Annotated in this window: 23 protein-coding genes and 2 pseudogenes; 12 read left to right on the top strand and 13 right to left on the bottom strand. The window is 41.3% G+C overall.

What is annotated here, in order from left to right; all coding sequences use genetic code 11:
• The first annotated feature begins 29 nt into the window (after window positions 1-29).
• From parC to ftsP, 3 genes are all read left to right on the top strand, one after another.
• Window positions 30-2,279 (top strand): DNA topoisomerase IV subunit A, encoded by a 2,250-nt coding sequence (parC, locus tag B0X70_RS19570; protein WP_217470172.1) that lies wholly within the window; start codon window positions 30-32, stop codon window positions 2,277-2,279.
• 30 nt (window positions 2,280-2,309) lie between these two features.
• Window positions 2,310-3,053 carry a 1-acylglycerol-3-phosphate O-acyltransferase gene (locus tag B0X70_RS19565; protein ID WP_036778343.1) on the top strand — a complete coding sequence of 248 codons (744 nt, stop codon included), beginning with the start codon at window positions 2,310-2,312 and terminating at the stop codon, window positions 3,051-3,053.
• A 388-nt stretch (window positions 3,054-3,441) separates the two neighbouring features.
• Window positions 3,442-4,863 carry a cell division protein FtsP gene (ftsP, locus tag B0X70_RS19560; RefSeq protein WP_217470171.1) on the top strand — a complete coding sequence of 474 codons (1,422 nt, stop codon included), beginning with the start codon at window positions 3,442-3,444 and terminating at the stop codon, window positions 4,861-4,863.
• Window positions 4,864-4,961: 98 nt separating this feature from the next.
• Here the strand turns inward: ftsP and dkgA are convergent, their stop codons facing one another.
• From dkgA to B0X70_RS19540, 4 genes and pseudogenes are all read right to left on the bottom strand, one after another.
• Complete coding sequence (gene dkgA / locus B0X70_RS19555; protein ID WP_217470170.1) at window positions 4,962-5,840, bottom strand: 2,5-didehydrogluconate reductase DkgA; 879 nt, start codon at window positions 5,838-5,840, stop codon at window positions 4,962-4,964.
• A 273-nt stretch (window positions 5,841-6,113) separates the two neighbouring features.
• A complete protein-coding gene (locus tag B0X70_RS19550) occupies window positions 6,114-6,785 on the bottom strand; it encodes a DedA family protein (protein ID WP_105396759.1) in 672 nt (223 codons plus the stop codon).
• Between the two features lie 393 nt (window positions 6,786-7,178).
• Window positions 7,179-7,510 (bottom strand): annotated as a pseudogene (locus B0X70_RS19545) (type II toxin-antitoxin system YhaV family toxin); the annotation flags it as partial.
• A gap of 6 nt (window positions 7,511-7,516) precedes the next feature.
• The gene (locus B0X70_RS19540; RefSeq protein WP_072165569.1) at window positions 7,517-7,846 is read right to left on the bottom strand and encodes a type II toxin-antitoxin system PrlF family antitoxin; all 330 of its coding nucleotides are present in this window, start codon (window positions 7,844-7,846) and stop codon (window positions 7,517-7,519) included.
• A gap of 78 nt (window positions 7,847-7,924) precedes the next feature.
• Here B0X70_RS19540 and B0X70_RS19535 point away from each other — a divergent pair, with 78 nt between their 5' ends.
• Window positions 7,925-9,094, top strand: coding sequence for an RNA-guided endonuclease InsQ/TnpB family protein (locus B0X70_RS19535; protein WP_217471774.1), 1,170 nt, complete (start codon window positions 7,925-7,927; stop codon window positions 9,092-9,094).
• On the opposite strand, the gene B0X70_RS25390 is transcribed toward B0X70_RS19535, so the two are convergent.
• Together B0X70_RS25390 and metC are read right to left on the bottom strand one after the other, a co-directional pair.
• Window positions 9,020-9,238, bottom strand: a complete 219-nt coding sequence (locus tag B0X70_RS25390; protein WP_052105769.1) for an AbrB/MazE/SpoVT family DNA-binding domain-containing protein — start codon at window positions 9,236-9,238, stop codon at window positions 9,020-9,022. The two genes, B0X70_RS19535 and B0X70_RS25390, sit on opposite strands and share 75 nt — an antisense overlap.
• A 145-nt stretch (window positions 9,239-9,383) precedes the next feature.
• Window positions 9,384-10,577 carry a cystathionine beta-lyase gene (metC, locus tag B0X70_RS19525; RefSeq protein ID WP_217470169.1) on the bottom strand — a complete coding sequence of 398 codons (1,194 nt, stop codon included), beginning with the start codon at window positions 10,575-10,577 and terminating at the stop codon, window positions 9,384-9,386.
• A gap of 357 nt (window positions 10,578-10,934) precedes the next feature.
• Here metC and exbB point away from each other — a divergent pair, with 357 nt between their 5' ends.
• Both exbB and exbD read left to right on the top strand, forming a co-directional pair.
• Complete coding sequence (gene exbB, locus B0X70_RS19520) at window positions 10,935-11,894, top strand: tonB-system energizer ExbB (RefSeq protein ID WP_105399027.1); 960 nt, start codon at window positions 10,935-10,937, stop codon at window positions 11,892-11,894.
• Between the two features lie 3 nt (window positions 11,895-11,897).
• Window positions 11,898-12,323, top strand: coding sequence for a TonB system transport protein ExbD (gene exbD, locus B0X70_RS19515; protein ID WP_217470168.1), 426 nt, complete (start codon window positions 11,898-11,900; stop codon window positions 12,321-12,323).
• Between the two features lie 104 nt (window positions 12,324-12,427).
• On the opposite strand, the gene B0X70_RS19510 is transcribed toward exbD, so the two are convergent.
• From B0X70_RS19510 to B0X70_RS25385, 3 genes are all read right to left on the bottom strand, one after another.
• Window positions 12,428-13,543, bottom strand: coding sequence for a helix-turn-helix domain-containing protein (locus B0X70_RS19510; protein ID WP_217470167.1), 1,116 nt, complete (start codon window positions 13,541-13,543; stop codon window positions 12,428-12,430).
• A gap of 10 nt (window positions 13,544-13,553) precedes the next feature.
• Window positions 13,554-14,153, bottom strand: coding sequence for a hypothetical protein (locus B0X70_RS19505; RefSeq protein ID WP_217470166.1), 600 nt, complete (start codon window positions 14,151-14,153; stop codon window positions 13,554-13,556).
• A 274-nt stretch (window positions 14,154-14,427) separates the two neighbouring features.
• On the bottom strand, window positions 14,428-14,646 hold the full coding sequence (locus B0X70_RS25385) for a hypothetical protein (RefSeq protein WP_418889045.1): 219 nt from the start codon (window positions 14,644-14,646) through the stop codon (window positions 14,428-14,430).
• A gap of 106 nt (window positions 14,647-14,752) precedes the next feature.
• On the opposite strand from B0X70_RS25385, the gene B0X70_RS19495 reads away from it, so the two are divergent.
• The 6 genes and pseudogenes from B0X70_RS19495 (at window position 14,753) to B0X70_RS19470 (ending at window position 21,134) form a co-directional block, all read left to right on the top strand.
• Window positions 14,753-15,070, top strand: a complete 318-nt coding sequence (locus tag B0X70_RS19495) for a type II toxin-antitoxin system RelE/ParE family toxin (protein WP_217471772.1) — start codon at window positions 14,753-14,755, stop codon at window positions 15,068-15,070.
• Window positions 15,067-15,404 (top strand): annotated as a pseudogene (locus tag B0X70_RS19490) (helix-turn-helix domain-containing protein). The gene B0X70_RS19495 and the pseudogene B0X70_RS19490 overlap by 4 nt, the downstream one beginning before the upstream one ends.
• Before the next feature lie 771 nt (window positions 15,405-16,175).
• Window positions 16,176-17,732, top strand: a complete 1,557-nt coding sequence (locus B0X70_RS19485) for a GH39 family glycosyl hydrolase (RefSeq protein ID WP_246593343.1) — start codon at window positions 16,176-16,178, stop codon at window positions 17,730-17,732.
• A gap of 545 nt (window positions 17,733-18,277) precedes the next feature.
• The gene (locus tag B0X70_RS19480; protein ID WP_217470164.1) at window positions 18,278-20,032 is read left to right on the top strand and encodes a GH39 family glycosyl hydrolase; all 1,755 of its coding nucleotides are present in this window, start codon (window positions 18,278-18,280) and stop codon (window positions 20,030-20,032) included.
• Between the two features lie 476 nt (window positions 20,033-20,508).
• Window positions 20,509-20,838, top strand: a complete 330-nt coding sequence (locus B0X70_RS19475; RefSeq protein ID WP_217470163.1) for a type II toxin-antitoxin system RelE/ParE family toxin — start codon at window positions 20,509-20,511, stop codon at window positions 20,836-20,838.
• Window positions 20,839-20,840: 2 nt separating this feature from the next.
• On the top strand, window positions 20,841-21,134 hold the full coding sequence (locus B0X70_RS19470; protein WP_088776123.1) for a type II toxin-antitoxin system RelB family anti-toxin: 294 nt from the start codon (window positions 20,841-20,843) through the stop codon (window positions 21,132-21,134).
• A gap of 124 nt (window positions 21,135-21,258) precedes the next feature.
• Here the strand turns inward: B0X70_RS19470 and abiEi are convergent, their stop codons facing one another.
• The 4 genes from abiEi to rdgC all read right to left on the bottom strand — a co-directional run bounded on the left by abiEi (window position 21,259) and on the right by rdgC (window position 25,730).
• Complete coding sequence (gene abiEi / locus B0X70_RS19465) at window positions 21,259-21,816, bottom strand: type IV toxin-antitoxin system AbiEi family antitoxin (RefSeq protein WP_217470162.1); 558 nt, start codon at window positions 21,814-21,816, stop codon at window positions 21,259-21,261.
• Window positions 21,817-22,076: 260 nt separating this feature from the next.
• Window positions 22,077-23,141 carry a Fic family protein gene (locus B0X70_RS19460; RefSeq protein WP_217470161.1) on the bottom strand — a complete coding sequence of 355 codons (1,065 nt, stop codon included), beginning with the start codon at window positions 23,139-23,141 and terminating at the stop codon, window positions 22,077-22,079.
• Between the two features lie 134 nt (window positions 23,142-23,275).
• A complete protein-coding gene (locus B0X70_RS19455) occupies window positions 23,276-24,127 on the bottom strand; it encodes a class I SAM-dependent methyltransferase (RefSeq protein ID WP_036808718.1) in 852 nt (283 codons plus the stop codon).
• 691 nt (window positions 24,128-24,818) lie between these two features.
• Window positions 24,819-25,730, bottom strand: a complete 912-nt coding sequence (rdgC, locus tag B0X70_RS19450) for a recombination-associated protein RdgC (protein ID WP_105399777.1) — start codon at window positions 25,728-25,730, stop codon at window positions 24,819-24,821.
• Window positions 25,731-25,790 lie beyond the last annotated feature (60 nt).

The raw sequence follows: 25,790 nt of genomic DNA, 5'->3' as shown, positions 1-25,790 counted from the left end.
GTCAAAGAAGATTTTGAGGAAATTAACGAATGAGTGAGATAACTCACGATGGCGTGGAGCGTTTGCCGCTCCACTCATTTACGGAAACCGCCTACCTGAACTACTCCATGTACGTCATCATGGATAGGGCGCTGCCTTTTATCGGTGACGGTTTGAAACCGGTTCAGCGCCGTATTGTTTATGCCATGTCGGAATTGGGGTTGAACAATACCGCCAAATTTAAGAAATCCGCCCGTACCGTGGGTGATGTACTAGGTAAATACCATCCACATGGCGATGGCGCCTGTTATGAAGCGATGGTGCTCATGGCGCAGCCATTTTCTTACCGTTATCCTTTAGTGGATGGGCAAGGCAACTGGGGAGCGCCGGATGATCCCAAATCTTTCGCCGCGATGCGTTATACCGAGTCTCGCCTGTCCAAATATGCCGAGTTGTTGTTGACTGAATTAGGCCACGGTACTGTTGACTGGGTGCCAAACTTTGACGGCACGTTGCAGGAACCGAAAATGCTGCCGGCGCGTCTGCCAAATATTTTGCTGAATGGCACCACCGGTATTGCGGTGGGGATGGCGACAGATATTCCGCCTCATAACGCTCGTGAAGTGGCGAATGCGCTGGTCACGCTGCTGGATAAGCCGCAGAGTTCCCTTGATGATTTGATGGAGCACGTTAAAGGCCCTGATTATCCGACCGAAGCAGAGATCATCACTTCTCACGAAGATATCCGTAAGATTTATAAAAATGGCCGTGGTTCAGTACGGATGCGTGCTGTTTGGTCGAAAGAAGATGGCAATGTCGTGATCACTGCGCTGCCGCATCAGGTTTCTGGCGCCAAAGTGTTGGAACAGATCGCTAACCAAATGCGGGCTAAAAAGCTGCCGATGGTTGATGACTTGCGTGATGAATCGGATCATGAAAATCCAACGCGTCTGGTTATTGTCCCTCGCACAAACCGGGTTGATTTGGAACTGGTGATGAATCATCTGTTTGCGACCACAGATTTGGAAAAGAGTTATCGCGTCAACCTGAATATGATTGGGTTGGATAACCGTCCGACCGTGAAAGGGCTGGTTGAGATCCTCTCCGAATGGCTGGTATTCCGCCGGGAAACCGTTCGTAAGCGTCTGAATCATCGTCTGGAAAAAGTCCTTAAGCGCCTGCATGTGCTGGAAGGCTTACTGATCGCATTTCTCAATATTGATGAAGTTATTCACATTATCCGTAGTGAAGATGAACCAAAACCGGTATTAATGTCACGTTTTGGTTTAAGTGAGACGCAAACAGAAGCTATTCTTGAGCTGAAATTACGCCACTTAGCTAAACTGGAAGAGGTGAAAATCCGTGGCGAACAGAATGAGCTGGCAAAAGAGCGTGATAAGTTACAGGCGATTCTGGGGTCTGAGCGCAAACTGAACACGCTGTTGAAGAAAGAGATCGTAGCTGATGCGGCTACTTATGGCGATGAGCGTCGTTCTCCAATGAGAGAGCGTGATGAAGCCAAAGCGATGAGTGAGCATGACATTGCGCCTTCTGAGCCGGTGACTATCGTATTGTCTGAGATGGGTTGGGTTCGTAGTGCAAAAGGCCATGATATCGATCCGGCCGGGTTGAATTACAAAGCGGGCGATAGTTTCCGTGGTGCAGCCCGAGGTAAGAGTAGCCAGCCGGTTGTTTTTATTGATACAACAGGTCGCAGTTACTCGCTTGATTCGCGGGATTTGCCTTCTGCCAGAGGGCAAGGGGAACCACTGACCGGGAAACTGACTTTGCCGGTCGGGGCAACGGTGGAGCATGTACTGATGGCGCCTGATGAACAGAAATTTCTGATGGCCTCTGATGCCGGTTATGGTTTTATCTGTAATTTTAGTGATTTGGTCGCTAAAAACCGAGCGGGTAAGGCACTGATTACCTTGCCGGAAAATGCTCGCGTCATGACGCCGCTGGAAATAACTCACCCGCAGGATGATATGCTGCTGGCAATAACCAGCTCAGGTCGAATGTTAATGTTCCCGGTTGCAGATTTGCCTCAGCTTTCTAAAGGGAAAGGGAATAAGATAATTTCTGTTCAGTCAGTCTCAGAAAATGACCTGTTGAGTTGGTTATTGATACTATCGCCACAATCGTCTATTACACTTTACTTTGGCAAACGTAAATTGACGCTGCGTCCTGAAGATCTTCAGAAATTCCGGGCAGAACGTGGTCGTAAGGGAACCCCTCTACCTCGAGGGTTGCAGCGTATTGAACGGGTTCAGGTTGAGACACCATCTGCTATTGCGTAACTAAATAGTAGGATTAAATAAGAGGGGATTATGTTAGCAATTATTCGCGGCATTATTGTTATTCTGTTTTCGATTGTAGTGTGTGTCTCTGGTGCTATTTACTGTTTATTCAGGCCACGTCATCCTGACCATGTTATGGTGTTTGGTAATATGTTTGGTCGGTTGTCGAAAATATTTGGCGTCAAAATTATTGAACGTATTCCTGCGGAAGCCAGGCATTATGGTCCGAGTATCTACATTGGCAACCACCAAAACAACTATGACATGATAACCATGTCCAATGCGGTTCAGCCTGGCACAGTGACGGTGGGTAAAAAAAGTCTGGTGCTGATCCCATTTTTTGGTCAGCTTTATTGGCTGGCAGGTAATATCCTAATTGATCGTGCTAACCGTGCTAAAGCACATGGCACGATTGCCCAGGTTGTGGAGCAGATTAAAAATCGTCGTCTTTCTGTTTGGATGTTCCCGGAAGGTACCCGCAGTCGTGGCCGAGGTTTGTTGCCGTTTAAAACCGGTGCTTTTCACGCTGCGATCTCGGCGGGAGTACCGATTGTCCCGGTCTGCGTTTCTTCCATTACTAATGACAATATTAAGTTGAATCGCTGGAATAATGGCTCAGTCATTGTTGAAATGTTGCCGCCCATTGATACTTCTGGATATACCAAAGATCAGGTGCGTGAACTGGCGGAATATTGTCATCAGATAATGAAAGCTAAAATAGAGCAGCTGGATGAGGAATTGGCTGCAATGGAGAAACAGGATAAGTACTCATAACAGGTTATTCTTGACCACTCTTTTATAATAAAGTGTGGGACTGACAAAGGCGATAGCTTTTAAACGTACTTTAATCCTCACATATTTAGTATATGTGAGGATTTTTGTTCGTTGTCCATGATCACAATTTATTATTAGTCGGAAATGATATGTACTTCGCTGGATGGGAAAGATTCGTGTAATGCATTCAGATAGTTTAATTCCCTTCATATTCGCGTTATGATGAGCGCTTGATAAATAATGTTTTTGTTAAGCGCAATCAAAAGGATAATAAGCTTCAATAACTTCAATAATGAGTTATTCGCTGCCGGGGTGAATGATTGCAGTGTCTCAACTATTTTTGAGCCATATAAACCCGGAATTTAATTAGGTTTATCGCGGAGAAAATATGTCATTTAGTCGGCGCCAATTTATTCAGGTATCAGGCTTGGCGATGTGTATCGGCGCCGCTCCTTTATGGGTTCGGGCCAGCAAAAATCATCAGACTGCTTTGCCGGTTCCCCCTTTATTGGAATCTCGCAGTGGGCAACCGTTATTCCTGACTTTACAAAAAGCGCATTGGACTTTTGATGGACAATATAAAACCAGTGTGTGGGGGATTAATGGCCAATATCTTGGTCCGACTGTACGGGTTCATAAAAACGATGATGTCAAACTGATATACAGCAATCGGCTAGCGGAGCCGGTTTCGATGACCGTCAGCGGATTACAATTACCGGGTACATTGATTGGCGGGGTTGCCCGTCAGATTTCTCCGGGGTCTGATTGGTCGCCAGTGTTGCCTATTCGTCAGCAGGCGGCAACTTGCTGGTATCATGCCAATACACCTAATCGGATGGCGCCGCATGTTTATAAGGGTTTAGCTGGCATGTGGTTGGTGGAAGATGAAACCAGCCGCCATTTGCCGTTGCCAAAACATTATGGTGTTAATGATTTCCCGATTATTCTTCAGGATAAACGGTTGGATAACTTTGGGGTTCCTGAATATCAGCCAGCTTCTGATAGCGGATTTATTGGTAATACTCTGTTAGTGAATGGCGTACAAAATCCTTTCATTGAAGTATTTCGTGGCTGGATTCGTTTACGGTTACTAAATGCATCCAATGCCCGCCGATATCAGCTACAGATCAGCGATGGTCGTCCTTTCTATATGATAGGCACTGATTTGGGGCTGTTGCCTGCGCCGATAGCTGTTCAGCAACTCTCCCTTGCGCCAGGAGAACGGCGTGAAGTATTGATTGATATGTCCAAAGAGGAAGAGGTTGTTGTTACCGCCGGTGAATCAGCCGGGATACTTGATAAGTTACGTGGGCTGTTTGAACCTTCCACTGTGTTGGTTTCCAGCACCGTTCTGACCATTAAGGCAACAGGTTTATTATCTTTGGTGACAGATGATCTCCCATCTCGTCTGGTTGATGATGTGACGCCGGTTTCCAATGCAATCCGTAACCGGGAAATTTATCTTGATGGTAATATGCCGGGAATTAACGGTGCGTTATGGGATATGAATCGGGTAGATATTACTAGCCAGCAAGGAACGTGGGAGCGTTGGATCGTAAATGCCTCTGTCCCACAACCGTTCCATATTGAAGGTGTGCAGTTTAAGGTGATTAACCACAATGGTGGGACACCTCAACCGCAAGATTATGGTTGGAAGGATACCGTTTGGGTTGATGGGCGGGTGGAATTACTGGTTTATATGAACCAGCCCTCTTATGAACACTTCCCATTCCTCTATTACAGCCAGATTCTGGAAATGGCTGATCGCGGCTCTGTTGGGCAATTAGTGACTATACCGGTCAATCAATAATGAAAATAGCTCAGCAAAATCGGGGCGCGGCGTTGATGCCGCGCACGTTTTAATTCTGCTTTGCCCACTATCACCTTATCAATTTTATCCGCTGTTTTTCAGCACTGATCATTAGCATTCCTTTGCTCAAGAAGCTCAAGGAATTCACTGAAATCAACGAATGTTTCAGGGGTTGGCCCCAGACGTTTACCGATATCTAGCGTAGTCATCGCGGTCAGATCTTCTTTTTCTAGTTTGAAGTCGAACACATCAAAGTTCTCTTTAATTCTTGATAGCGTGGTTGATTTTGGGATCACAATCATGCCGTTATCAATGTGCCAGCGGATAACAACCTGCGCGGGTGTTTTGCCATACTTTTGTGCCAGATGTTGAACCAGTGGATTATCGAATACGTCTTCTCCTCCTTGTGCCAACGGGCTCCAAGATTCTGTAACGATATTATGTGTCGCATTCCAGGCATGAAGCTGACGTTGTTGTAACAGCGGGTGCAACTCAATCTGATTAATGACGGGATGAACGCCGGTTTCATTGATTAGTCGCTGGATATGTTCAGGTTGGAAATTAGAAACGCCGATACTACGAATAAGCCCCTCTTTCTGCAATTCAATCAATTGTTGCCAGGCGTTAACATATTGATTTTGCGGTGGTGCCGGCCAGTGAATAAGGTAAAGGTCAACATAATCTAGTTGCAACTTTTCCAAACTTTCTGACAGAGCGGCGCGGACATCATTGTGCCTATCATTCCACAATTTGGTGGTGATAAAGATATCCTCACGGGGGATATCTGTTTCTTGTAACGCGTTGCCTACACCTTTCTCATTGTTGTAGATAGCGGCGGTATCAATTGCCCGATAACCGATATCTAGTGCTGCATGGATTGTTTCTGCTATCTGTTGGTCATCTGCGGCCCATGATCCAAGACCCAATTGTGGCATGTGATTCCCATCAGCAAGTCTGATAATAGGTTGATTATCCATTACTAACTCCTATAAAAAGATAGACTTAAAATATCAGCTAAAATCATGGCGATTGATATTAAGTTGATATTAAGAGTAATTGAAGAAAGTAATACAATTGGCGTGATCCAGGCCATGATTGTGATCAACACATGGTCAAGTGCATAGATTGACCGATTTGGTGATGCATCGATACCAAGAATATCACTTAGTGGCTGAGCTTGAGTCCATATAATATTGGTACATTAAGTTAAGGATAAAAACCTTGCTGCTGCTTGTAAACCATGATGACTTTTATTTACGTTTTGCCGCCGAGATTTTCTTATGGCGCCAATACATCAGCAAGGAGGCGCTTAAACCACTTAACAACAGCACTATGGGTAAAATTATCAAAATGTTCATCACCAGATCTTGGTGATTCTTAATAAACGGTATCTGATTGAGGAGATAACCAAAACCGACCACGATGACAACCCATAATAAGCCACTTAACCAGTTAAAAACTTGAAAGCGTTTACTGTTAAGGCCGGATATACCAGCCAATGTTGGTAACAGAGTGCGGACAAAAGCCAAAAAACGGCCGATCAGTAAAGCGGCCAGACCATGTTTGAAAAACAACTCGTTAGCGCGTTGGCGATACTGAATAGGAAGTTGTGCCAGCCAATTCTTAACTCGTTTGGTATCACCAAGCCATAGCCCTTGAAGATAACCAAGCCAGCAACCGATACTTGCCGCCGTTGTTAATATAAAAACGGTTGGGATAAAACTCATGACTCCCTTGGCAATTAATGCGCCAGAAAGGATTAACAGAGTATCACCGGGTAGAAAGGCGGCAGGTAATAAGCCATTTTCCAGAACCAGTGTCACAAATAGAATGCCATAGATAATCCAGACAACATCGGGGTTGGCAAGTTTAGAAAAGTCATGCTGCCATAATGCCTGCATGATCCCGTTTAGTACTTCCATTGCTTATCCTGTGACTGTTAATAAATAAATTTATTGCATCTGTATATATAAAGTCAGTTTACAGTAAAAGCTTAAGCATGGCTTGACTTTATCCCTGATAAGGGAAAATTAATGGCTGATACTAATGAATCAATTGGGCACATAACCATTAAACAAAAGTTAAAAAAATAGAGAAGGAGCGATTCATCGCAACCCTTTCAAAATACATTTTAAGGCTCGCTCATCAAAATCGATGTTAAATTTCATCTAGGTTAACTCTGATCCGCTTTGCTGGATTTTGATACGCTCACGAACCACATCCAGAATATCCCCATCATTATCATTTTCAGCTGCGTTGTAAGACACTTTTTTTAGGTCATGCTTATTACCATATGCCCTTTTTGTTCTCTCATCATCTACCCAGCCAAAGATAATAATTTTACTTTCGGCGTGGAAACGGAAAAAAGGCGATATTGTTGGAAAAATTTTGCTCTGAACCAGTGTTGTCTTTTTCCACCCAATGTGTCACCTAAACGAAAGGCTATATTAGCTGGATCATTGGGAATAATTTCAGTAACGAGTTTTATGATTGCAGTCAGGCGTTTTGTATCATTTTTTTTCAAGTAGTCATTTGGATATTTTTGCTGAAGTTGTACTACCTTATCTATTGCTTGTTTTAATTGTTCTATAAAGCATGGATGAGCAAAAAGAGTCCATCCGTTTATTACACACACTCGATCGTACATAGTTCTTTACTCATCGTCAGCAGATAATGGGTTGTTCAGATGTATGTCTATTCCAGCGACAAGTGACTTTGCCCGGTTAATAAGCTGTTCATCTAATTGCTGTACTTGTTCAGGATATTTCTGAATGTCTTTTGCTAGAAAGTTCAGAAATGATTCTATGACAAGATCTTTTTCTTCTTCGCTGTTTTTACGACTAATAAGTACATCACCGGAAGATAAAATCTTATATGCGATACTGTTATGACCTGGTTTTAGCAAAATCCGCCGTAAACCCTCGCCCAATGCGGGCGGTGATATAAGGCGAAAAGCCCGCAGGGCTTTCAGGTTATTAACCATCACGTTCACTGGCAGCCCGGGGGGACACGGCCAAAAAAAGCGGTTAAAATACATAAACTATCCCGATGAGCGCTGATGATGTTAAGAGCCACCAAAGTCCGCATTTACCCGACACCCGAACAGGCTGATTATCTCAATGCTCAGTTCGGTGCGGTTCGTTTCGCGTACAACAAGGCGCTGCACATCAAGAAGCACGCTCATCAACGCCACGGGGTGAACCTCAGCCCGCGTAAAGACCTCAAACCCTTACTGTCAGTGGCGAAAAAATCCCGCCGGTATGCCTGGCTCAAAGCGTATGATTCCATCGCCTTGCAGCAGGCGGTGATTAACCTCGATATGGCGTTTTCCCACTTTTTTAATCCGAAGCTGAAAGCGCGCTTCCCGACATTCAAACGCAAGCATGGCAGGCAGTCCAGCTATCATTGTGTCGGGGTGAAGGTGTTGGACGGGGCAATAAAAATACCCAAATTATCGCCGATAGAAGCCCGTCTGCACCGTGAAATGACCGGAGAGGTGAAAAGCATTACGCTGAGCCGTTCAGCCACCGGTAAATACTACGCCTCGATACTCTGTGATGACGGCCTGGCCGCGCCCGCGAAGCCCGCTTTGATAACCCAGATGACAGGTTTGGATATGGGATTATCTCACTACGCTGTCAAATCCAGCGGAGATAAGATGGCTAATCCCCGTCATCTTATCAATGCCGGCCGTAATCTGAGGCGTAAACAGAAGGCCCTCTCCCGGAAACAAAAAGGCGGCGCCAACCGCCGTAAAGCACGACAGAGGCTTGCCGCCGTACACGAGCGGGTAGCGAATGCCCGCGCCGATTTTCAACACAAACTGTCTCGTTCAATGGTTGACGAAAACCAAGCGATCATTGTGGAGACGCTGAAATCGGCCAACATGATGAAGAATCACCACCTTGCCCGCGCTATCGGGGATGCGGGCTGGCATGGCTTCATCAAGAAACTGGAATACAAAGCCGCAGCGGCAGGCGTCCATCTGGTCAAACTGGATCAGTGGTTCGCCAGTTCGAAAACCTGCCATTGCTGCGGTCACAAAATGCTGGAAATGCCGCTGCGTAAGCGGCTCTGGCAATGCCCTTTCTGTCGAGTCGAACATGACCGCGATATCAATGCGGCGCTCAACATCGAGCGCAAGGGCATAACAGAATTACAGGCGGCGGGACTCGTCGTCTCTGCCCACGGAGGCCAGCGTAAATCCGTCATAAAGACGGTGGCGGCCTGAGAAGTGGGAAGCCTCGCCGTTTTTACGGCGGGGAGCAGTCACCTTAAGCGCTTTACGGACAGATGTTGGGATAGTTGTCTGGCTGCGACGGGTAAGTTTGGATTCTGCACTAACTTCGAACTCAACATTTGGTAAGACGTGCATATTTCTACCTCGTTATGCTGATTTGAGAATCTGCTTAACGAAATGTAATGCAAATACATTGTACTGGCAATATATCTATATTATCGCTTCATGCCGACTTCCAAGTGTTAAGTTTTTCAGTTTATTACATTGAATAACAATAAAATTAATCAACCGAAATTCGACTAAATCCCTCTGTGAGATCATCAATCAAATCTTGAACATTCTCCAGCCCGACATGCAGGCGAAACAGGGTACCCGTTCTTTGTGGCGCACCGTACTGGCGTATTATTTTTATCTCTTCTGGTTGATAACCCAGGATCAAAGATTCAAAACCGCCCCATGAGAATGCCATTTTAAAGTGGTGAAAATTATCCAGATAATCGGTAAATTGCTGCGGGGTTAATTTCTCTTTCAACTGAAAAGAGAACAGACCATTACTGCCGCTGAAATCACGGATGAAATTCTTGTGACCGGGGCAGGAAGGCAGAACCGGATGATAGACTGCGGCGACTTCGGTTCGTTGTTGCAGCCAGCGAGCGATTTCAATACTGCTTTTTTCATGCTGTTTCAGGCGAATAGCTAAAGTACGTAATCCACGACTGGCCATATAAACCGTATCGGCATCTGCCATTTGTCCCATCAAATAAGAACTCTCTCGCAGTTGTACACAACAGCGTTCATTAGCCACCGCAATCCCTAACATTGCGTCTGAGTGACCAATAATATATTTGGTGCCTGATTGAATCGAAATATCGATGCCGAATTCTAGTGCTTTAAACAGCACGCCTGCGGACCAGGTATTATCGATCATGATGACAATATCTGGATTGACGCGCCGTACTGCACGGACAATAGCGGGAATATCCTGTACTTCCATCGTGATGGAGCCAGGGGACTCAAGAAACACCACTTTGGTATTGGGCTTAATCAGATCAGCAATCTCCTCGCCAATCATGGGATCGAAATAATCAGTGGTAATATTCATCCGTGACAATATCTTGTCGCAGAAGCCTTGCGTCGGGTCATAAGCCGAACCTGTTAATAGAATATGATCACCGGCGGCGGCAAAAGCGAGAATGGCATTACTAACCGCGGCAGCACCAGAAGGGTAAAGCATACAGCCTGCGCCACCTTCCAGTTCAGCCATTGCTGCTTGAAAAGAGAAATGAGTCTGTGTACCACGGCGGCCATAAAACAGTTCACCTTTGGCCCGGTTTTGCGTCGCCTGTCTTTTGGCGGCGACAGAATCGAAGATCACCGATGATGTTCGCTGAATGATTGGATTGACTGCGCCTTGAGTAAATTTTTTGCTTCTACCTGCATTGACCAGTGAAGTTTCTAGTTTTTTTTCTGCCATGATCCATTGCTACCTTGAACACTTCAATTTTTGAAATGGTGTAAAAAAATAGAGTTAACACGTTAAAAGATTTAGACCTTTTTGTACAAAGGGATTAGAACAACTTGACGAAAATTCATTCTGATTACCTGTGATTGGAGGCTCCTTAGCTTTATTTTGTGAAGGGGTAATACTTTTTTATTAAACAATAATGATAATTACTATCAAATCACTTAAGGTTTGATATTATCAGCCTGCATTTTCATTCAATCTGGTGAAGATGAGTGAAGACTCGGTATAAATAAGGTTAGTGAGATGACGAACAGTAATTCACGGCTAAATAACAAGGTTTATAGCAAAGGGAGTAAAGGCCAACTGATGCGAAATTTGACTGCTTCAATAATATTAGCGTTCGGGCTGACAGGTTCAGCATTGGCTGATACAGCACCAGCATCGGCAACAGACAACAATACTACGGCAAAAACCGCCCAAATTGCAGGTTCTACTCCGGCAACGACGGGCACAACCGCACCACCTGCAAATCAGATTGCACCGCAAACGGCACCTGCGACGGAGGCCGCCCAAGTGACGCCGGTTGCGACGGATGAGGTTGCGCCTAACGTTCCTGCTGATGAAGCCAGCCTTTCCAGCGGCTTTGCGACTGATCTGTCTATTTGGGGCATGTATCAGAACGCCGACGTTGTTGTTAAGACCGTGATGATTGGTCTGGTGATCGCTTCTGTGATTACTTGGGCCTTATTCTTCTCAAAAGGCACAGAACTGTTGGCTGCTGGTCGTCGTTTACGTAAAGAGCGACTGGCTTTGGCGGACGTGAAGAATCTTGATCAGGCTGCGGAAATTGCCGAAGGTTTCAACAAACTCAGTATCAGCCGTTTGTTACTGGGTGAAGCACGGGCAGAACGCCAGTTATCTTCCGAGAGTACTGATCTGAATAGCACAAAAGAGCGTGCTGCTTTCCGTATGGAGCGTTCGGTTGCGGCGATCAGCCGTCATATGGGGCGTGGTAATGGCTACCTGGCAACCATTGGGGCGATCTCTCCTTTCGTTGGTCTGTTTGGTACGGTATGGGGCATCATGAACAGCTTTATCGGTATTGCTCACTCACAGACAACTAACCTCGCGGTTGTGGCGCCGGGTATTGCGGAAGCTTTATTAGCGACAGCGCTTGGGCTGGTGGCGGCGATTCCTGCCGTTGTGATTTATAACATCTTCGCCCGAATGATCACTGCTTACCGTGGTCAGGTTGGTGATATGGCGGCACAGTCACTATTACTGCTTGGCCGTGATCTGGATTTAGCAAATAGCAAGACAAGGTGATTTATGGCAATACGTCTTAATGAAGATTTGGACGATAGCGGCGAATTGCACGAAATCAACGTCACACCATTTATTGACGTGATGTTGGTGTTATTGATTATCTTCATGGTAGCAGCGCCATTGGCAACCGTTGATATTAAAGTGGATCTACCTGCTTCGTCGGCAAAACCGCAGCCACGTCCAGAAAAACCGGTATTCTTGACGGTTAAGGCTGATCGCCAGCTTTATGTCGGTGATCAACAGGTCGATCATGACACTTTGGCGGCGGTATTGGATCAGACCACCCAATCTAATAAAGAGACCACCATCTTCTTTCAAGCTGATAAAACCGTGGATTATGAAACACTGATGAGTGTGATGGACTCTTTGCGTAAATCGGGCTATTTGAAAGTGGGGTTGGTGGGAATGGAAGCGGTTTCATTGGGTTAACTGCCACGGATTCCTCCACTAAATAACCGCGCTGGAGAGCGCGGTTAAGAGTTAAGGTGATAATTGGTTTGTGTAATGAAGCATTTGATCAGAGTGGAAAGTGATCATGCTATTCTGGATCGAAATGAAAACATCGAGATGACGTTTGCAGAATTTGTCTGATTATTAAGCTCATAAAGTGAATTATCGTTAGCCAATTCAAGCAGCATTGGCACGGTAATTTTCAGACGCTTTGCTAATGCTTCAATATCAATACAAACATCATTAATAAGCACTTTTATTGCTCGATGAAATAATTCAGGTTTTTCATGGGGAATAAGATAATCCTCTTTTTCCTCAATAGCTTCTCCCTTACGTTTAAGCCCTAAAAAAGCCGTTTTGTATTGCGTATCGCTTAAAAGGGAAAGCTGATGCGCCCGATAAATAATTGCGGCTTTACTTACTTTCCAGGTTAACTTGAACTCGCTTAGACCTCGCCAATTGATTCTCCCGCCTATCGGGGCAGGGAAATATTTAGCCATTGCACTTCGTGGTAAAAGTAGGGCAGAGGCAAATTGGTTGGCTTGAGATTCGGTTATTCTGTCACCGGTAGATATTCCGCCGTGTAACACAAGATGTCCAATTTCATGTGCAATATCAAACCGTTGTCGGCATGGTGACTTCTTGGCTGTATTTCTGACAATGAAAGGTCTATCTAATGGAACGGATAACGCGTCAACATCATCAGATACCGAGTCAAACGAGGTGACAAATGCACCTAGCTTTTCAGCTAGTCGAGTCACATTTTCAATTGGCCCAAACCCTAATCCCCAATCAATCCGACATTTTTCTGCTGCTCGTTCAACTTCTTCCGGGGAATTTGCTTTTAATTCAGGAAATAACACCGGGGGTAAATTTAGGTTTTCTTCAAAAACAACGATTAATCGTCTATATAACTCAGCCTTTGCAAGTGCTGCTAATTTTGTTGCTACTCTGATTGCGCTGCGTTTACGGAAATGAACAATCTCCTCGTTCACAGGAGATTGTACTTGGGTTTCAAAAAACGCAGGAGTAACCTGCAATGCAGTTGCTAATTCATTAGAAAGTTCATTAGTGGGCACAGCAAAGCCGGATTCCAGCCGCTGAATATATTGGCGGGTTTTATTAACCCGCTCAGCCACTTGCTCAAGAGATAGCTCGTGATACAGACGAGCTAACCGCAAATTAGAACCATTGAACACTTGTCACCTACTACTTGTTGTTGCGCTTGTTTTCTCTGGATTTATCAGGCACCGCAGCACTGATAGGATCCAATTCGATTGTTACCGCAGATGGCGGTGTGTTGTCTGTAGAATGCAGCACAGATATTTTGCTGTTATCGTAAGTCCATTGAGACAACATTTCTTCATGCTCGTTGTAACCAGCAAAATGAACTTGTGCGCCTTCGCCTTCAAACTGAGGTTTTTCTACAATAAAGCGCCATATTGTTGGTATCGTGATTTCTGGCGCCCAGAGTTGGTCTACACTATTACGGCGAAAGAAGCCTGATTTTTTGGGATTTTCTGGGTCATCAGTAAAAAAACGAAGTGGGATTGTTTCTATTTCGATGGTCGTATCCATACCAGGATTAGTTAGTCTCAGCCAATCATAAGTACCTTTCATGCAGAGCTGGATAAGACATTGCCTTTGTCGGCCAAATGTACAGGTACCTCGGGTATAATTATCATCTAATGGTGTAGAAAGCTGCTCATAGGTATGATCAAGCACATTGAGTAGTTCTTTTGCAATGATACTTAAACGTTCTTCACTTAACTGCGGATGAAATTCCCAAGGGTAGCGGATGTCTGGCATTTGCTGTTTTCTCTAAAGGTGCAAAAATTCAAATTTGTCAACCTTGATGTTGGTGCAATTTTCCAATTTTGTCAATCTAACATCATCTAAATTGTTTTTTGATGTATTTCAAATCGAACAAATCATATGGTTGTTTATTACCACTTATGTTGATTTCTTTTGGTTAATTGCTATTTAATTTCCACTTATAACTGGAAAAAATTGGCCTCCAAAGAGTGAATTAAAGAGAGTAGAGTGATTATTTTATTGGGGAAAATAGGTAATTGATAAATATCTATGATATCAATGCGGAGATCAACATTGAGCGCAAGGGCGCATCAGCATTACAGGCGGCGGTTCTGCCTAAAGCCAATTTTCCTTGTTGCCGATGTAGTTGATAGACCGCATTTGCCAAAATTCTCCCCCCAGATGCCCCTAGTGGGTGACCCAGAGAAATAGCTCCTCCATTACAGTTAACATGAGGAGCATCCCATCGAATTTTAAACTCCTTCAATGCTGTACTTGCAGTTTTGTGCAAGGCTGTATAAAATTTTATACAGTTGGATGGGGGAAAAATTGTGGCGAAAATTAGGTGCGGTATAGAGAAAGAAATTGCCTGGATTGGCTCTTCTTATGAAGATTTGTTAGCTTTCCCTACAGATGCGCGTAAAGACGCAGGCTATCAGCTTCATAGAATACAGCATGGAGTAGATCCTGAAGATTGGAAACCCTTTTCTGACATCGGTTCTGGCGTAAAAGAAATATGGCTAAGAGACAGTACAGGTATTTATCGTATTATGTATGTTGCTAAATTCGATGAAGCCATTTATGTATTGCATAGTTTTCAGAAAAAAACTCAACAAACGAATAAACATGATAAGGATATCGCTAAAGTACGATACAACGCAGTTATTCAGCAGCGGAGAAATATCAAATGACCACTAAAATTGACACTGAAATTCGTAAGGTAACTCCAACCGGACATAATATATTTTCTGAGTTAGGTTTTACTGAGCAAGAGGCTCAGCAACTTCATGCAACCTCTTTACGAGAAATAGAAAAGATACTAAAAATTAAAGAACAGTTAATGGAGGAAATTACTTTATGGATTGTGGATAAAAAAATGAAACAAGCAGAAGCAGCAACTGTGTTAAACATTTCTCGTCCAAGAGTATCTGATGTTGTGAATAAAAGGTAAATAAATTCACTATTGACGCATTGGTTAATATGTTAACCCGTATAGGGAAGCCTGTTCAAATTACGGTGGGTTAAGACCCACACATTGAAGTCATTAGGGTAATTCAACATAAGAGGCATTTAGAATGGGTGCCTCTTGGTATTTGGTATTTTAAAATGATTCAACCTTTTGGCTCAATATTTTTGAATATTTCTTTGGCGAAAAATACTTTATGATCTTTATTAACGTTATTTATATCGTTATTGAAAAAGAGACTTGCTGAGATTATTTTGTCGAATTCTCATGATTATATGTTAATGATTTTATGCGATATTATTTAATATAACTCACTCACTATATGATTTTATTGGGTGTTTTTTTACTATCGTTATTAATATCAGTTTCTTATTGAAATATAGGTTATTTTGTTAAATAAATCACAGGTTGGATTATTGGCGGAAGTAATTATATCTATGTGATTGTTGATTGCTATAATGAATTAAAATTAACAGAAGGTAATTTTAAGATATAGTTAAAAATGATATTTAACTATTCTCTAACTATTCTATTCATTTATTGTTGTTGAGTTGTCAGAGAAATATATTTATTCTCTGGTATTATTCTTATTTATATAAATGTCATTTATTAATGAATATAGAGGATAGAAGTTTATTATGACTAAAATTTTTTCATTCAATAAAAATCACCGGGATTTATCAGCGGGTCATCATTCATGTCTTAAAGAGGTTAATGGTGTTAATGGTGTTCCTAAATCTTTGTTGCCGGGTTTTCCTGATTTAGATGATCAATTCAATCAGATGGGAATTACCCATATCCGGTTGCATGATGGTTTTGGTATTGGCGATATGGATAATTATTATCAGGTGGATAGAGTCAATGATCGAAATCAAATAATTATTAATGTACCGGAAGAAAGTAAATCTGCGGCTAAGAAATTGCTCACTGATATTGCAAATATCAGAAGTATTTTTCCCAATGCGGCTGCCGGGATGAGAAATAATGATATTAGTCTTGCATTAAAAGAGGCTAATTATAAAATGACTGACGCTTATCTGCGCGACATTATGAATAGTAAAGCTGATCTAAACCCAAATAATATTCAGCGACAAATTATGTTTCGTATTGGGCGTTCCGGTGATGGTGGTTATGAAATACCGGAGGATTTTGATATTTATGCCATATTAGTCAGTACGTTGGTGAGTCGTTACGCTTTAAACTATGCCAGAATTGGTTTGCCAAGAAAAATAACTTATTGGCAGGTTTGGAATGAACCTGATTTATATTTCTTTTGGAATAATAATGATCCTGAAAAATATTATGCATTATATGCCAAAATTGCAAGAATAATTAAAGCTGTCGATCCTTCTATTAAAATCGGTGGGGCGGGTATTGCGTTTGCTGATAGAGGTAAAGAAGATTACCTCGATGGATTTTTGAAATATTGTAGAGATAATCATGTGCCGTTAGATTTTTATTCCTGGCATGGATATGTTGAAACCGGAGATCCGCAAAATATTATTGATGTGGGGAATGTGGTGCAAAAAAGTTTGCATACTTATGGTTTTACCGATACAGAAAGTTTTTGTACTGAATGGACTTCTTGTCCTATTGGGACAAAAAATACCTATTCAAAAGTACAGGGTATTAAAAATGCGGCATACATTGCTTCCACATTTATTTATATGCAATATATAAAAGTCGACAAAGCTTATTATTATCGGGGAGATGGCTCATCTTTTGGTTTGTTTAATAACCAGCCGAATCCCAAAAATCCAAGTGTTAAAAATTTCTGTACCTATTCAGCTCAATCCTTTTACCTGTTTGCCAGACTGTTCGAAACACCTTATATTTTAAGTGGTAATAGGGATTTCTCCACGGGTTTAACTGTTTTGGCAACCGAGAATACCGAAGGTAATAAAATAAATATCCTTGCTGCAAATTATAAAGTTGATAAGAGTCTTGCCGATGGTAATGCGGCTCCTGATTATTTATATCAACAATATTATCTTGATGCTAGCCGATCACTGAATCAATTAACGGATACCTGGAGTAAGAATAAATGGTTTGGCGGTATTGATCCGACAACTATTCACGTTGATAATGCGGTTGTGCAACGTGAACCTGTTAAGCCATTTCCAGGTGATAATATGTTGAGAACTAAAAGTCGTGATTATACTGATAGCGACCAGGGTGTTACCGTGGTAATTAACCATATAGGTTATAAAAAATTTAAAGTCAAAGCATTCCGTATTCAAGAAGGTGGATCGCTGGCACAAATGACACCACCGGAAGTGACTAACCAAATTAATGTGTCTATAGCTCATAATAAATTAACGCTAGTGGATAAGGGAGCGAAGCCTGCAACAGTAACATTATATTCATTAGAGCTAAATAATGATTAATTTTATATGCAATGAAAATATTGGAATAAATTATTTAATCAATGAAGATTAAATAATTTTAATATGACAGGCTCTGAAAAGAGCCTGTTTGATAACAGCTAATTGAATTATATGTGTTTTATTTAGAATTAAGGTGATTTTTTATGGCTGAAAATATGCTTGTAATATGTGTTAATGATCTTTTTTACGATATTTTAAAATATAATTTATTCTCTATATGATTTTATTATGTGCTATTTTATTATTGTTATTAATATCAGTCTGGGTTGATTGGTATATATTTTTCCACTTTAATACTTTTGTGGTTAAATAAATCACAGAGTCAATTTCACTATAGGAAATAATTGTATTAATGTAATTGTTTGTTTAATTCAATGAATTCAAAGTAATAGATAGTAATTTTAGATGTAGTTAAAAGTGATATTTACTATTATCTAGGTATTCCATTCATTTATTGTTATTGAGTTACCAGATAAATGTATTTATTCTTTGATATTGTTTTTGGTTTATAGGGATACAATTTCTTAATTAGTATAGAGGGCATTATGACTAAAGTTTTTTCATTTAATAAAAATCATCGAGATTTATCAGCAGGGTATAACTCACGTCTTAAAGCTGTTAATGGCGTCAATGGTCTTCCTAAGTCGATAGCTCCAGGTTTCCCGGATTTAGATAATGAATTTAATCAGATGGGAATTACCCATGTTCGGCTCCATGACGGCTTTGGTATTGGGGATATAGATAATTATTTCCAAGTGGATAGGAAAAATAACCAAGATCAAATGATTATCAATGTGCCGGAGGAAAAGAAACCCGCGGCTAAAAAGCTGGTTGCTGATATTGCAAATGTCAGAAGTATTTTTCCTAATGCCGCTATCGGAATGAGAAATCATGATGTGAATCTTGCATTAAAAGATGCCAATTATGAAATGACTGATGCTTATTTGCGTGATGTTCTGAATAATCAAGCAAATCTGAACCCAGATAATATTGAGCGACAACTCTTTTTTCGTATTGGGCGTTCACTTGATGGCGGTTATGAAATACCAGAGGATTTTGATGTTTATGCAGCATTAGTTAAAGCTTTGGTGAATCGTTATGGTGTAAACTATGCGTGTATTGGGTTGCCGAGAAAAATAAGCTATTGGGAGATTTGGAATGAGCCTGATTTACTGTTTTTCTGGAATACTGATAATCCACAACAATATTATCAATTATATGAAAAAGTAGTGAGCGCAATTAAGGCCGCTGATCCTGATGCTAAAGTGGGAGGGGCAGGTATTTCGTTTAGTAATCATGCAGGAGGACATTATATCGATGGATTTTTCCGATATTGTCGGGATAACCATGTACCGTTAGATTTCTTTTCTTGGCATGGATATGTTGATACTGGAGACCCGCAAAACATTATTGATATGGGGAATACCATTCAGAATAGTTTGCATATTTATGGTTTTACCAAGACGGAGAGTATTTGTACTGAGTGGAACTCTACTCCTTTTGGATCGAGAAATACATTTACCAAAGTACAGAGTCCAAAAAACGCGGCATATATCGCCTCTTCATTGATTTATATGCAATATACCAAAGTTGACCTAGCTCATTATTATCGTGGGGATGGTTTATCTTTTGGTCTGTTTAATGATCAACCTAACCCTAAAAACCCAAATGTCAGGAATTTCTGTACCTATTCAGCTCAATCTTTTGGTCTTTTTGCCAAGATGTTAAAAACCCCTTATATATTAAGTGGTCAAAAGGATTTTTCAACCGGTTTAACGGTTTTGGCTGCTGAAAATAAATCGGGTAATAAAATTAATATCCTGGCAGCAAATTATAAAGTGGATAAGGGTTTTTCTGATGGTAGTGTAGCTCCCGTTCCTGCGGATTTATATCAACAATACTATTTGGATACTAGCCGAACATTAGATCAATTAACGGATACCTGTAGTAAGAATAGATGGTTTGGTGGTGTTGATCCGACAACCATTCAATCTAATAATGCGGTAGTGCAAAAGGAGCCGGTGCAACAACTTCCATTAGATTCTCTTTTAAGACCTAAAACTCGTGATTATACTCATAGTGACCAGGGAGTTACTGTGGTGATTGATCATATAGGTTGTAAGAAATTTAAAGTTAAAGCGTATCGTATTCAACAAGGTGGATCGCTGGAAAAAATCACGCCACCAGAGGTGACTGACCAGATTAATGTGTCTATAGCTAATAATAAATTAACGTTGGTTGATAAAGGCGCGAAACCTTCAACGGTAACACTGTATTCGTTAGAGCTAATTCATCATTAATTTTATACGCAAAGAAAATATTAGAATGGATTATTTTCTCTTCCCGTTAATAATTGGAGAGTAAAGTTAAACAGGCTCTTATAAGGGCCTGTTTAATCATGGTGAATAATTTATTGGAATAAGGTTGATTCGGAATTAATAGTAATTGTTTTTGCTTGATTGTAAGGTGATATATATTTTTAATATGTATTATGATTTTATTGAATTAAACTATTTAATAAATACGGCTAAAATTAAGGTGTATTATTAAATTCGGCTTTACTCAGCGTTAATAATTCGTGTATTCAATAAATTTATAAGATTATTCTGGATAAAAAGATTGTTCGGGATACACCGGAGGTTATCTGGGCCCGTGAACGTCTCTATGTACCAAACAAACTGGAGAATATCAGATAAGTAATGTTTGAAAGTAATCATTGTTGATTGCTTTGTTTTGATGGAGTAAAATCATCGTATATGATTACAAGGATGCTGATATGAAATTTACCGTAACGGTAATTGGCGCCGCCCGTAAGGAGTTAGGAAGACTTCCTGTAGGGTTACAGGTCGCGCTTGTTGATGCAATGGAGGAACTCGAAAATTCAGGACCGAAGCTCAGGGAACCAAGAGTGAGGGATGTAGGCAATGGACTGAAAGAGTTGAGAGTGAGTGCCCGTGAAGGTATTGCTCGTGGATTTTTCTTCTTTCATACGGGCAGACAAATTTTTGTAGTACATGTTTTGCAGAAAAAGACCCAGAAGACACCTAAAACGTCACTGGAACTGTCCCGGGAACGAATGAAAGTGGTAAAGAGGATGCTGGAATGAAAATGAACAGTGATGATTACGATTTCGTTACGCTGTCTGATGTTAAGGCTGAGCTCCTGGCAACAACTGAAGGGCTGGAGGCATGGGATGATCTTCAGGCTCGCAAGGCTCTTGTCCAGCAACTCAAACTGGCGCGCAAAGCCTGCAAAATGACTCAGGAAGATGTTGCCTGCCGGATGGGAACCCAGAAACAGAATATCAGCCGACTGGAAAGAGGGGAGGTTGATCCTCAGTTGGGAACACTCAATCGTTATGCTGCTGTTTTAGGCGGACGATTTGTTTTTCAGGCCGGTTGAATTCACTCACATGCTGGTAAGAGCAACCTGGTGGTTGCTCTCAGATGATTGACAAAGTGCTGATTTTTTATCCGGTACTTTGTTTTAATGAAGTTCCGTTCGCCAGACGGAGCTTGCCGCCATGTTAAGGACACCGGCTCTCCAAACTTTCCTGCCAGAAACCCTCTCGCTTGACGAGCTGGGTATTGCGACCAACTCGTTTTAAATCACGTAATGCGCATTCAAGTTTGGCGAGTCTCAAAGGGCGGTCTGCTTGTGTGATACTCGCTAAGATATCTTCCTGTTGGCGTTTGGTATGAGTGAATTCGATGGTACCCAGTGGCGTGTGATAAAGACCTTTCCGGCCTGTTGTCATTACGGTGAGCCTATCGATCAGGATCTGTGAAATAACGCCATATTCACTTAGTGCTGATTCAAGGCTAATGTAATTGTATTCACCACGTCGTAGAGCTTTGGCAATATGTTCAATGGCGTAACTATCGTGGCTATGAGCAAAGTTAAACAGATAAACCCCGCGTACAGGTCGTGCAAGCATTGATTCTTTAACCAGACGATTTAAGCCCGCTTGAAGTGTTTTAGGGCTATCTTCAGGAAAGATTTTTCTGAGATCGGCAAGGGTGAAGACATATCGTCCTTTTTTGTCCCAGTCAATAAAACGTTTAAGTGCAGTAGCTCTATTCATAAGTGGACAATAACTCTATGTATTTTTGGTTTTGATGCTCACTTGATTATAGTTATTTTAAGTAGACATTAAAGCACTATAATTATGGTGTTAATGTCCACTTAGTAAATTTGCCAAAATAGTGAAGGGAGTTAGTGTTTCGCTGGTATGGTTGAATTATTTCTTTAATATATTGATATTTAAGTAGATATTATAGTCCAATTTTATTTGTGCAGGTTTTCATCGAAGTCTCCGATAAGGTAGGAATTGGTTATTTTCCACTATTTGTGGTGATTTTTTAAATTTATCCCTTTTGCTGTCAAACGATAGTGCTGTGATGGGCTGCTAGGTTTTTCTGGATGGCTCATTTCAATTAATCCTTCTGCTAGTGCGGGTTGCAAATAGCGCTGTCGGAATGAATTACGATCTTTTAATCCAAGGGCTGATTGCAGTTGCCCACGGTTCATTTCCCCTTTCAATACCATAATTAGTTGTTTAACTTGTTGGGTAGCATGATGGGTAGCATGATGGGTAGCATGATGGGTAGCATGATGGGTAGCATGATGGGTAGCATGATGGGTAGATGTCAGAATTGCATCACGGATCATATGTAGCATAAACTCAATAAATGGCGCACAATCAACGAATTGGCTACTGAAATTAATTGCTTGATAGTAATGAGCTTGATGTTCATGAACCAGACTTTCAACGGGAATAAATTCAAATAATGGATTCCAGTGGCTTAAAATCAATGTTTGCCATAACCGGCCTATTCTGCCGTTTCCATCGGCAAATGGATGAATGAATTCAAATTCGTAATGGAAAATGCAACTGGCAATAAGTGGATGAATATCAGTAGAGCCTAACCAGTGAAAAAGGTCACCCATCAGCTTTGGAATCCGGTTTGCTTGTGGAGCCATATGAATGACTTTTTCTCCATCCATTACACCGACGCCGCTGTGTCGATAACTGCCGGCATTATCTAGCAACTCCTTCATCAGAACATAATGGGCTTCCAGTAAGTTTTGCTCTGATGTGAAATACCAATGGTTGAGCTTTTCATAAGCCAAGATAGCGTTACGCGCTTCTTGTATTTCACTGATCGGTGCAATAACTCGCTTTCCTTCAATAATGGCTGCGATTTGGCTTGCATCAAGTAAATTACCTTCAATTGCTAGTGAGCCGTGAATTGTGCGTATCCGATTGATACGTCTTAATCTCTGGGCTTTTATTTGCTCCTGTTCTGTGCTTAACCGCCCGATATTCTCACTGATTTCAGCAACTAACTGGATCATTTTAGCTGTAATTGAGAAAGGCGGTTGATAGCCTTTTTTAACTGAATTCATTGAATACCTAATTGGATTTGTAGGATTACGGTAAATAGCTTTAATTCTGTTATTTAGTTTTGGAATACGTCGGTATTATCGCCAGTAAGGTGATACTGAGCAACAGACTGGCGATTGTTACGAGGGTTGTCTGATTATTTCCCTGCCAGCACACCATACATTAATGGCATACGAGGCATTCCTTCCGGCTGTACCATTTTTCCGCCACCGATATTACGCATGCCTTCAAATCCACTCCATCCATTTGAGTAAGGGTATTCATTGAACTGTTCAATTCGTAATCCTGCTTGTATCAGAGCATTGAGTACTTCATTGATTCCCCAGTAAAATTCATAAGTATAGTGAGGGTTCTGGAAATCTTTAACACCTTCTTCTATCACTTCACCTGGATAGAGGGTTTCGACGGATTTAGCGACATAATCGTGAACTCCGCCTTCATCAATGACTGCGCCTTCCCTGAAATAGTCATAATGAGGCTTCCATTGCGCATTAAAATAGAGGGAGAATGGATGAAATTCAATCAATACAAATTTTCCCTCTGGTGTTAATAATTGTGAAATAAGTCGGGCCCAGTTTTTTAGGTCAGAAATCCAAACTAATACACCATAAGAACAGAAAATCCGATCAAATTTCAAATTTTCTGTAATGGCTTGTTCCATCCAATCAAAAATATCCGCTCGGTGGAATAGGGCCGGAATGCCACTATCGCTGGATAGCTGACGGGCGAAATTAATTGCTTCATCAGAAATATCAACCCCAGTTACATTGGCGCCATATTTCACCAGACTTAAAGTATCCTGACCAGAATTACATTGCAGGTGTAAGATATTTAGATCTTTTATATCACCTAGTAGTGATAGTTCCTCTGGATAGAGTGTGTTGCCGCCTTGCCTGAAAAAAGCGGCTTGATCACCTTTATGACTATTATGGGCAACAGTAGCGGCATTCCACGATAAACGATTTGCCTCATGAAATTTTTTATTCATCTGTTTTTACCTGTGTCAGATTGAGGATAAACTCAAGTTTTTCGTCAAGATATCCTGCCTGTGTTAGATGAGGGAGAATTAAGACGTTTTTGACTAAAATGAGAGTTGTATTTCGATATATAATAGTAATGTAACTTCATGTAATTATTTATTTTTATATTAAGGTTTGTTTATTGTCAAAACAATATTGCCATAAAAAAATTAAAATTGTTGTATATATTTTAATAACAATTAAAAAAACTACTTTTGGTAAATTATCGGTGAATAATATAACTTTAGTTACATGTTACATTTAATAATGTTATTTACTATAATTTTTTATAGAGATAAGCGTGGTTAAACGGATAAATCAATATGGAGTTATGGAGGATATACGCTTGGCATGGGAACATAGATCTTAGCTGATAAAGGTTAACTTTTGCGGTAGCTTCGTATTGTACTAGGATGGATGGCGGTTTTTGCTGAAATAAAGTTACGTGCTTCCTCTATTTCGTTGATTGGTGCGATGGCTTACTTTCCAATTTTGAATTGATTGTTCTCCAAATGATTTTTTCAGAGTAAATTAAAGAAGATATTGCTGGTAGTATGAAAAGGGAGTCTTTTTAAAAAATATCTGGCCTTGAATTGAGGAAGGCATAAAATACCGCTTTGAAAAATAGTTCAAAGCGGCAAATAGTATTAAAAATTGAGGTTATTTTTCCGCTTCGCCACCCAGCGCTTCAATGGTGCTTTTAATCAGCGCACTCAATTCGCCGGTCATTAGAATAAAGTCAGCATCAAACCGTTGGGCAAAATCTTCCCGATCAATGTCATCATTTTGTTCACGCAGAGTATCACTGAATTTTATGCGCTTGAAAGCGCCATCATCTGACAACATAAATTGAATACGCTCTTCCCAATCGAGCGCTAATTTGGTGACACATTTGCCAGCTTCTATATGAGTAGCGATTTCATCAGAAACCAAATCTTGTTTTTTACAACGGATCACGCCGCCTTCTTCCAAAATAGCTTTTAATTCGGCTTCATCCATTAAAGCAAAACCTGCTGGCAGATCACCGGAACGTACCCATTCTGTCAGGGTTAATTCTATTGGGTCTTTAAATGTCAGGGGAACAACAGGTAAAGAACCCAAGCTTTTTCTCAATAATGCCAAATTATCTTCGGCCCGTTTAGCACTGGCAGCGTCAACAACGATCAGATTGTTGGCGATATCGATCCAAATATAAGTTTGGCTGAATCGGCTAAATGCCCGTGGTAGCAGGGTATGCAATATTTCATCTTTCAGAGAGTCTTTCTCTGTTTTTTTAAGTTTGCGATGTTGTTCTCCTTCCAGTTTTTCAATTTTTGCCTGTAGTGCTTGTTTGATAACAGGTGAAGGCAACATCTTCTCTTCTTTACGGGCGCAAATTAGAATTTGGTTATTTGCGACATGGGTGAAGGCGTCACTGTGTGAACCCATTGGTGGCACCCAACCTGTTTTTGCCATATCTTGGCTGCCACATGGGGTGAATGCTAACGGACTCAATTGTTTTTCCAGTTCATCCGCAGAAAGTGAAATTTCCCGGTTTAAACGGTAAATCATTAAATTTTTGAACCACAACATAAAATTACCCCATATTTTTGCTCAATGAATCGGTGAGCATGACCAACATAAGGTAGCATG

The sequence above is a fragment of the Photorhabdus akhurstii genome, from assembly GCF_019090985.1.
GTDB lineage: Bacteria > Pseudomonadota > Gammaproteobacteria > Enterobacterales > Enterobacteriaceae > Photorhabdus > Photorhabdus akhurstii.
This window is presented reverse-complemented; position numbering and strand designations above follow the sequence as displayed.

Coding starts and splice junctions, on each gene's coding strand:
- B0X70_RS19455 (WP_036808718.1), bottom strand. CDS start 24,127: ATGAATAAAAAATTTCATGAGGCAAATCGTTTATCGTGGAATGCCGCT.
- B0X70_RS19480 (WP_217470164.1), top strand. CDS start 18,278: ATGACTAAAGTTTTTTCATTTAATAAAAATCATCGAGATTTATCAGCA.
- B0X70_RS19505 (WP_217470166.1), bottom strand. CDS start 14,153: ATGCCAGACATCCGCTACCCTTGGGAATTTCATCCGCAGTTAAGTGAA.
- B0X70_RS25390 (WP_052105769.1), bottom strand. CDS start 9,238: ATGCACGTCTTACCAAATGTTGAGTTCGAAGTTAGTGCAGAATCCAAA.
- dkgA (WP_217470170.1), bottom strand. CDS start 5,840: ATGGATAATCAACCTATTATCAGACTTGCTGATGGGAATCACATGCCA.
- B0X70_RS19565 (WP_036778343.1), top strand. CDS start 2,310: ATGTTAGCAATTATTCGCGGCATTATTGTTATTCTGTTTTCGATTGTA.
- parC (WP_217470172.1), top strand. CDS start 30: ATGAGTGAGATAACTCACGATGGCGTGGAGCGTTTGCCGCTCCACTCA.
- B0X70_RS19475 (WP_217470163.1), top strand. CDS start 20,509: ATGAAATTTACCGTAACGGTAATTGGCGCCGCCCGTAAGGAGTTAGGA.
- B0X70_RS19485 (WP_246593343.1), top strand. CDS start 16,176: ATGGATAATTATTATCAGGTGGATAGAGTCAATGATCGAAATCAAATA.
- rdgC (WP_105399777.1), bottom strand. CDS start 25,730: ATGTTGTGGTTCAAAAATTTAATGATTTACCGTTTAAACCGGGAAATT.
- B0X70_RS19460 (WP_217470161.1), bottom strand. CDS start 23,141: ATGAATTCAGTTAAAAAAGGCTATCAACCGCCTTTCTCAATTACAGCT.
- abiEi (WP_217470162.1), bottom strand. CDS start 21,816: ATGAATAGAGCTACTGCACTTAAACGTTTTATTGACTGGGACAAAAAA.
- B0X70_RS19550 (WP_105396759.1), bottom strand. CDS start 6,785: ATGGAAGTACTAAACGGGATCATGCAGGCATTATGGCAGCATGACTTT.
- exbB (WP_105399027.1), top strand. CDS start 10,935: ATGCGAAATTTGACTGCTTCAATAATATTAGCGTTCGGGCTGACAGGT.
- B0X70_RS19540 (WP_072165569.1), bottom strand. CDS start 7,846: ATGGTTAATAACCTGAAAGCCCTGCGGGCTTTTCGCCTTATATCACCG.
- B0X70_RS19535 (WP_217471774.1), top strand. CDS start 7,925: ATGTTAAGAGCCACCAAAGTCCGCATTTACCCGACACCCGAACAGGCT.
- B0X70_RS19470 (WP_088776123.1), top strand. CDS start 20,841: ATGAACAGTGATGATTACGATTTCGTTACGCTGTCTGATGTTAAGGCT.
- exbD (WP_217470168.1), top strand. CDS start 11,898: ATGGCAATACGTCTTAATGAAGATTTGGACGATAGCGGCGAATTGCAC.
- ftsP (WP_217470171.1), top strand. CDS start 3,442: ATGTCATTTAGTCGGCGCCAATTTATTCAGGTATCAGGCTTGGCGATG.
- metC (WP_217470169.1), bottom strand. CDS start 10,577: ATGGCAGAAAAAAAACTAGAAACTTCACTGGTCAATGCAGGTAGAAGC.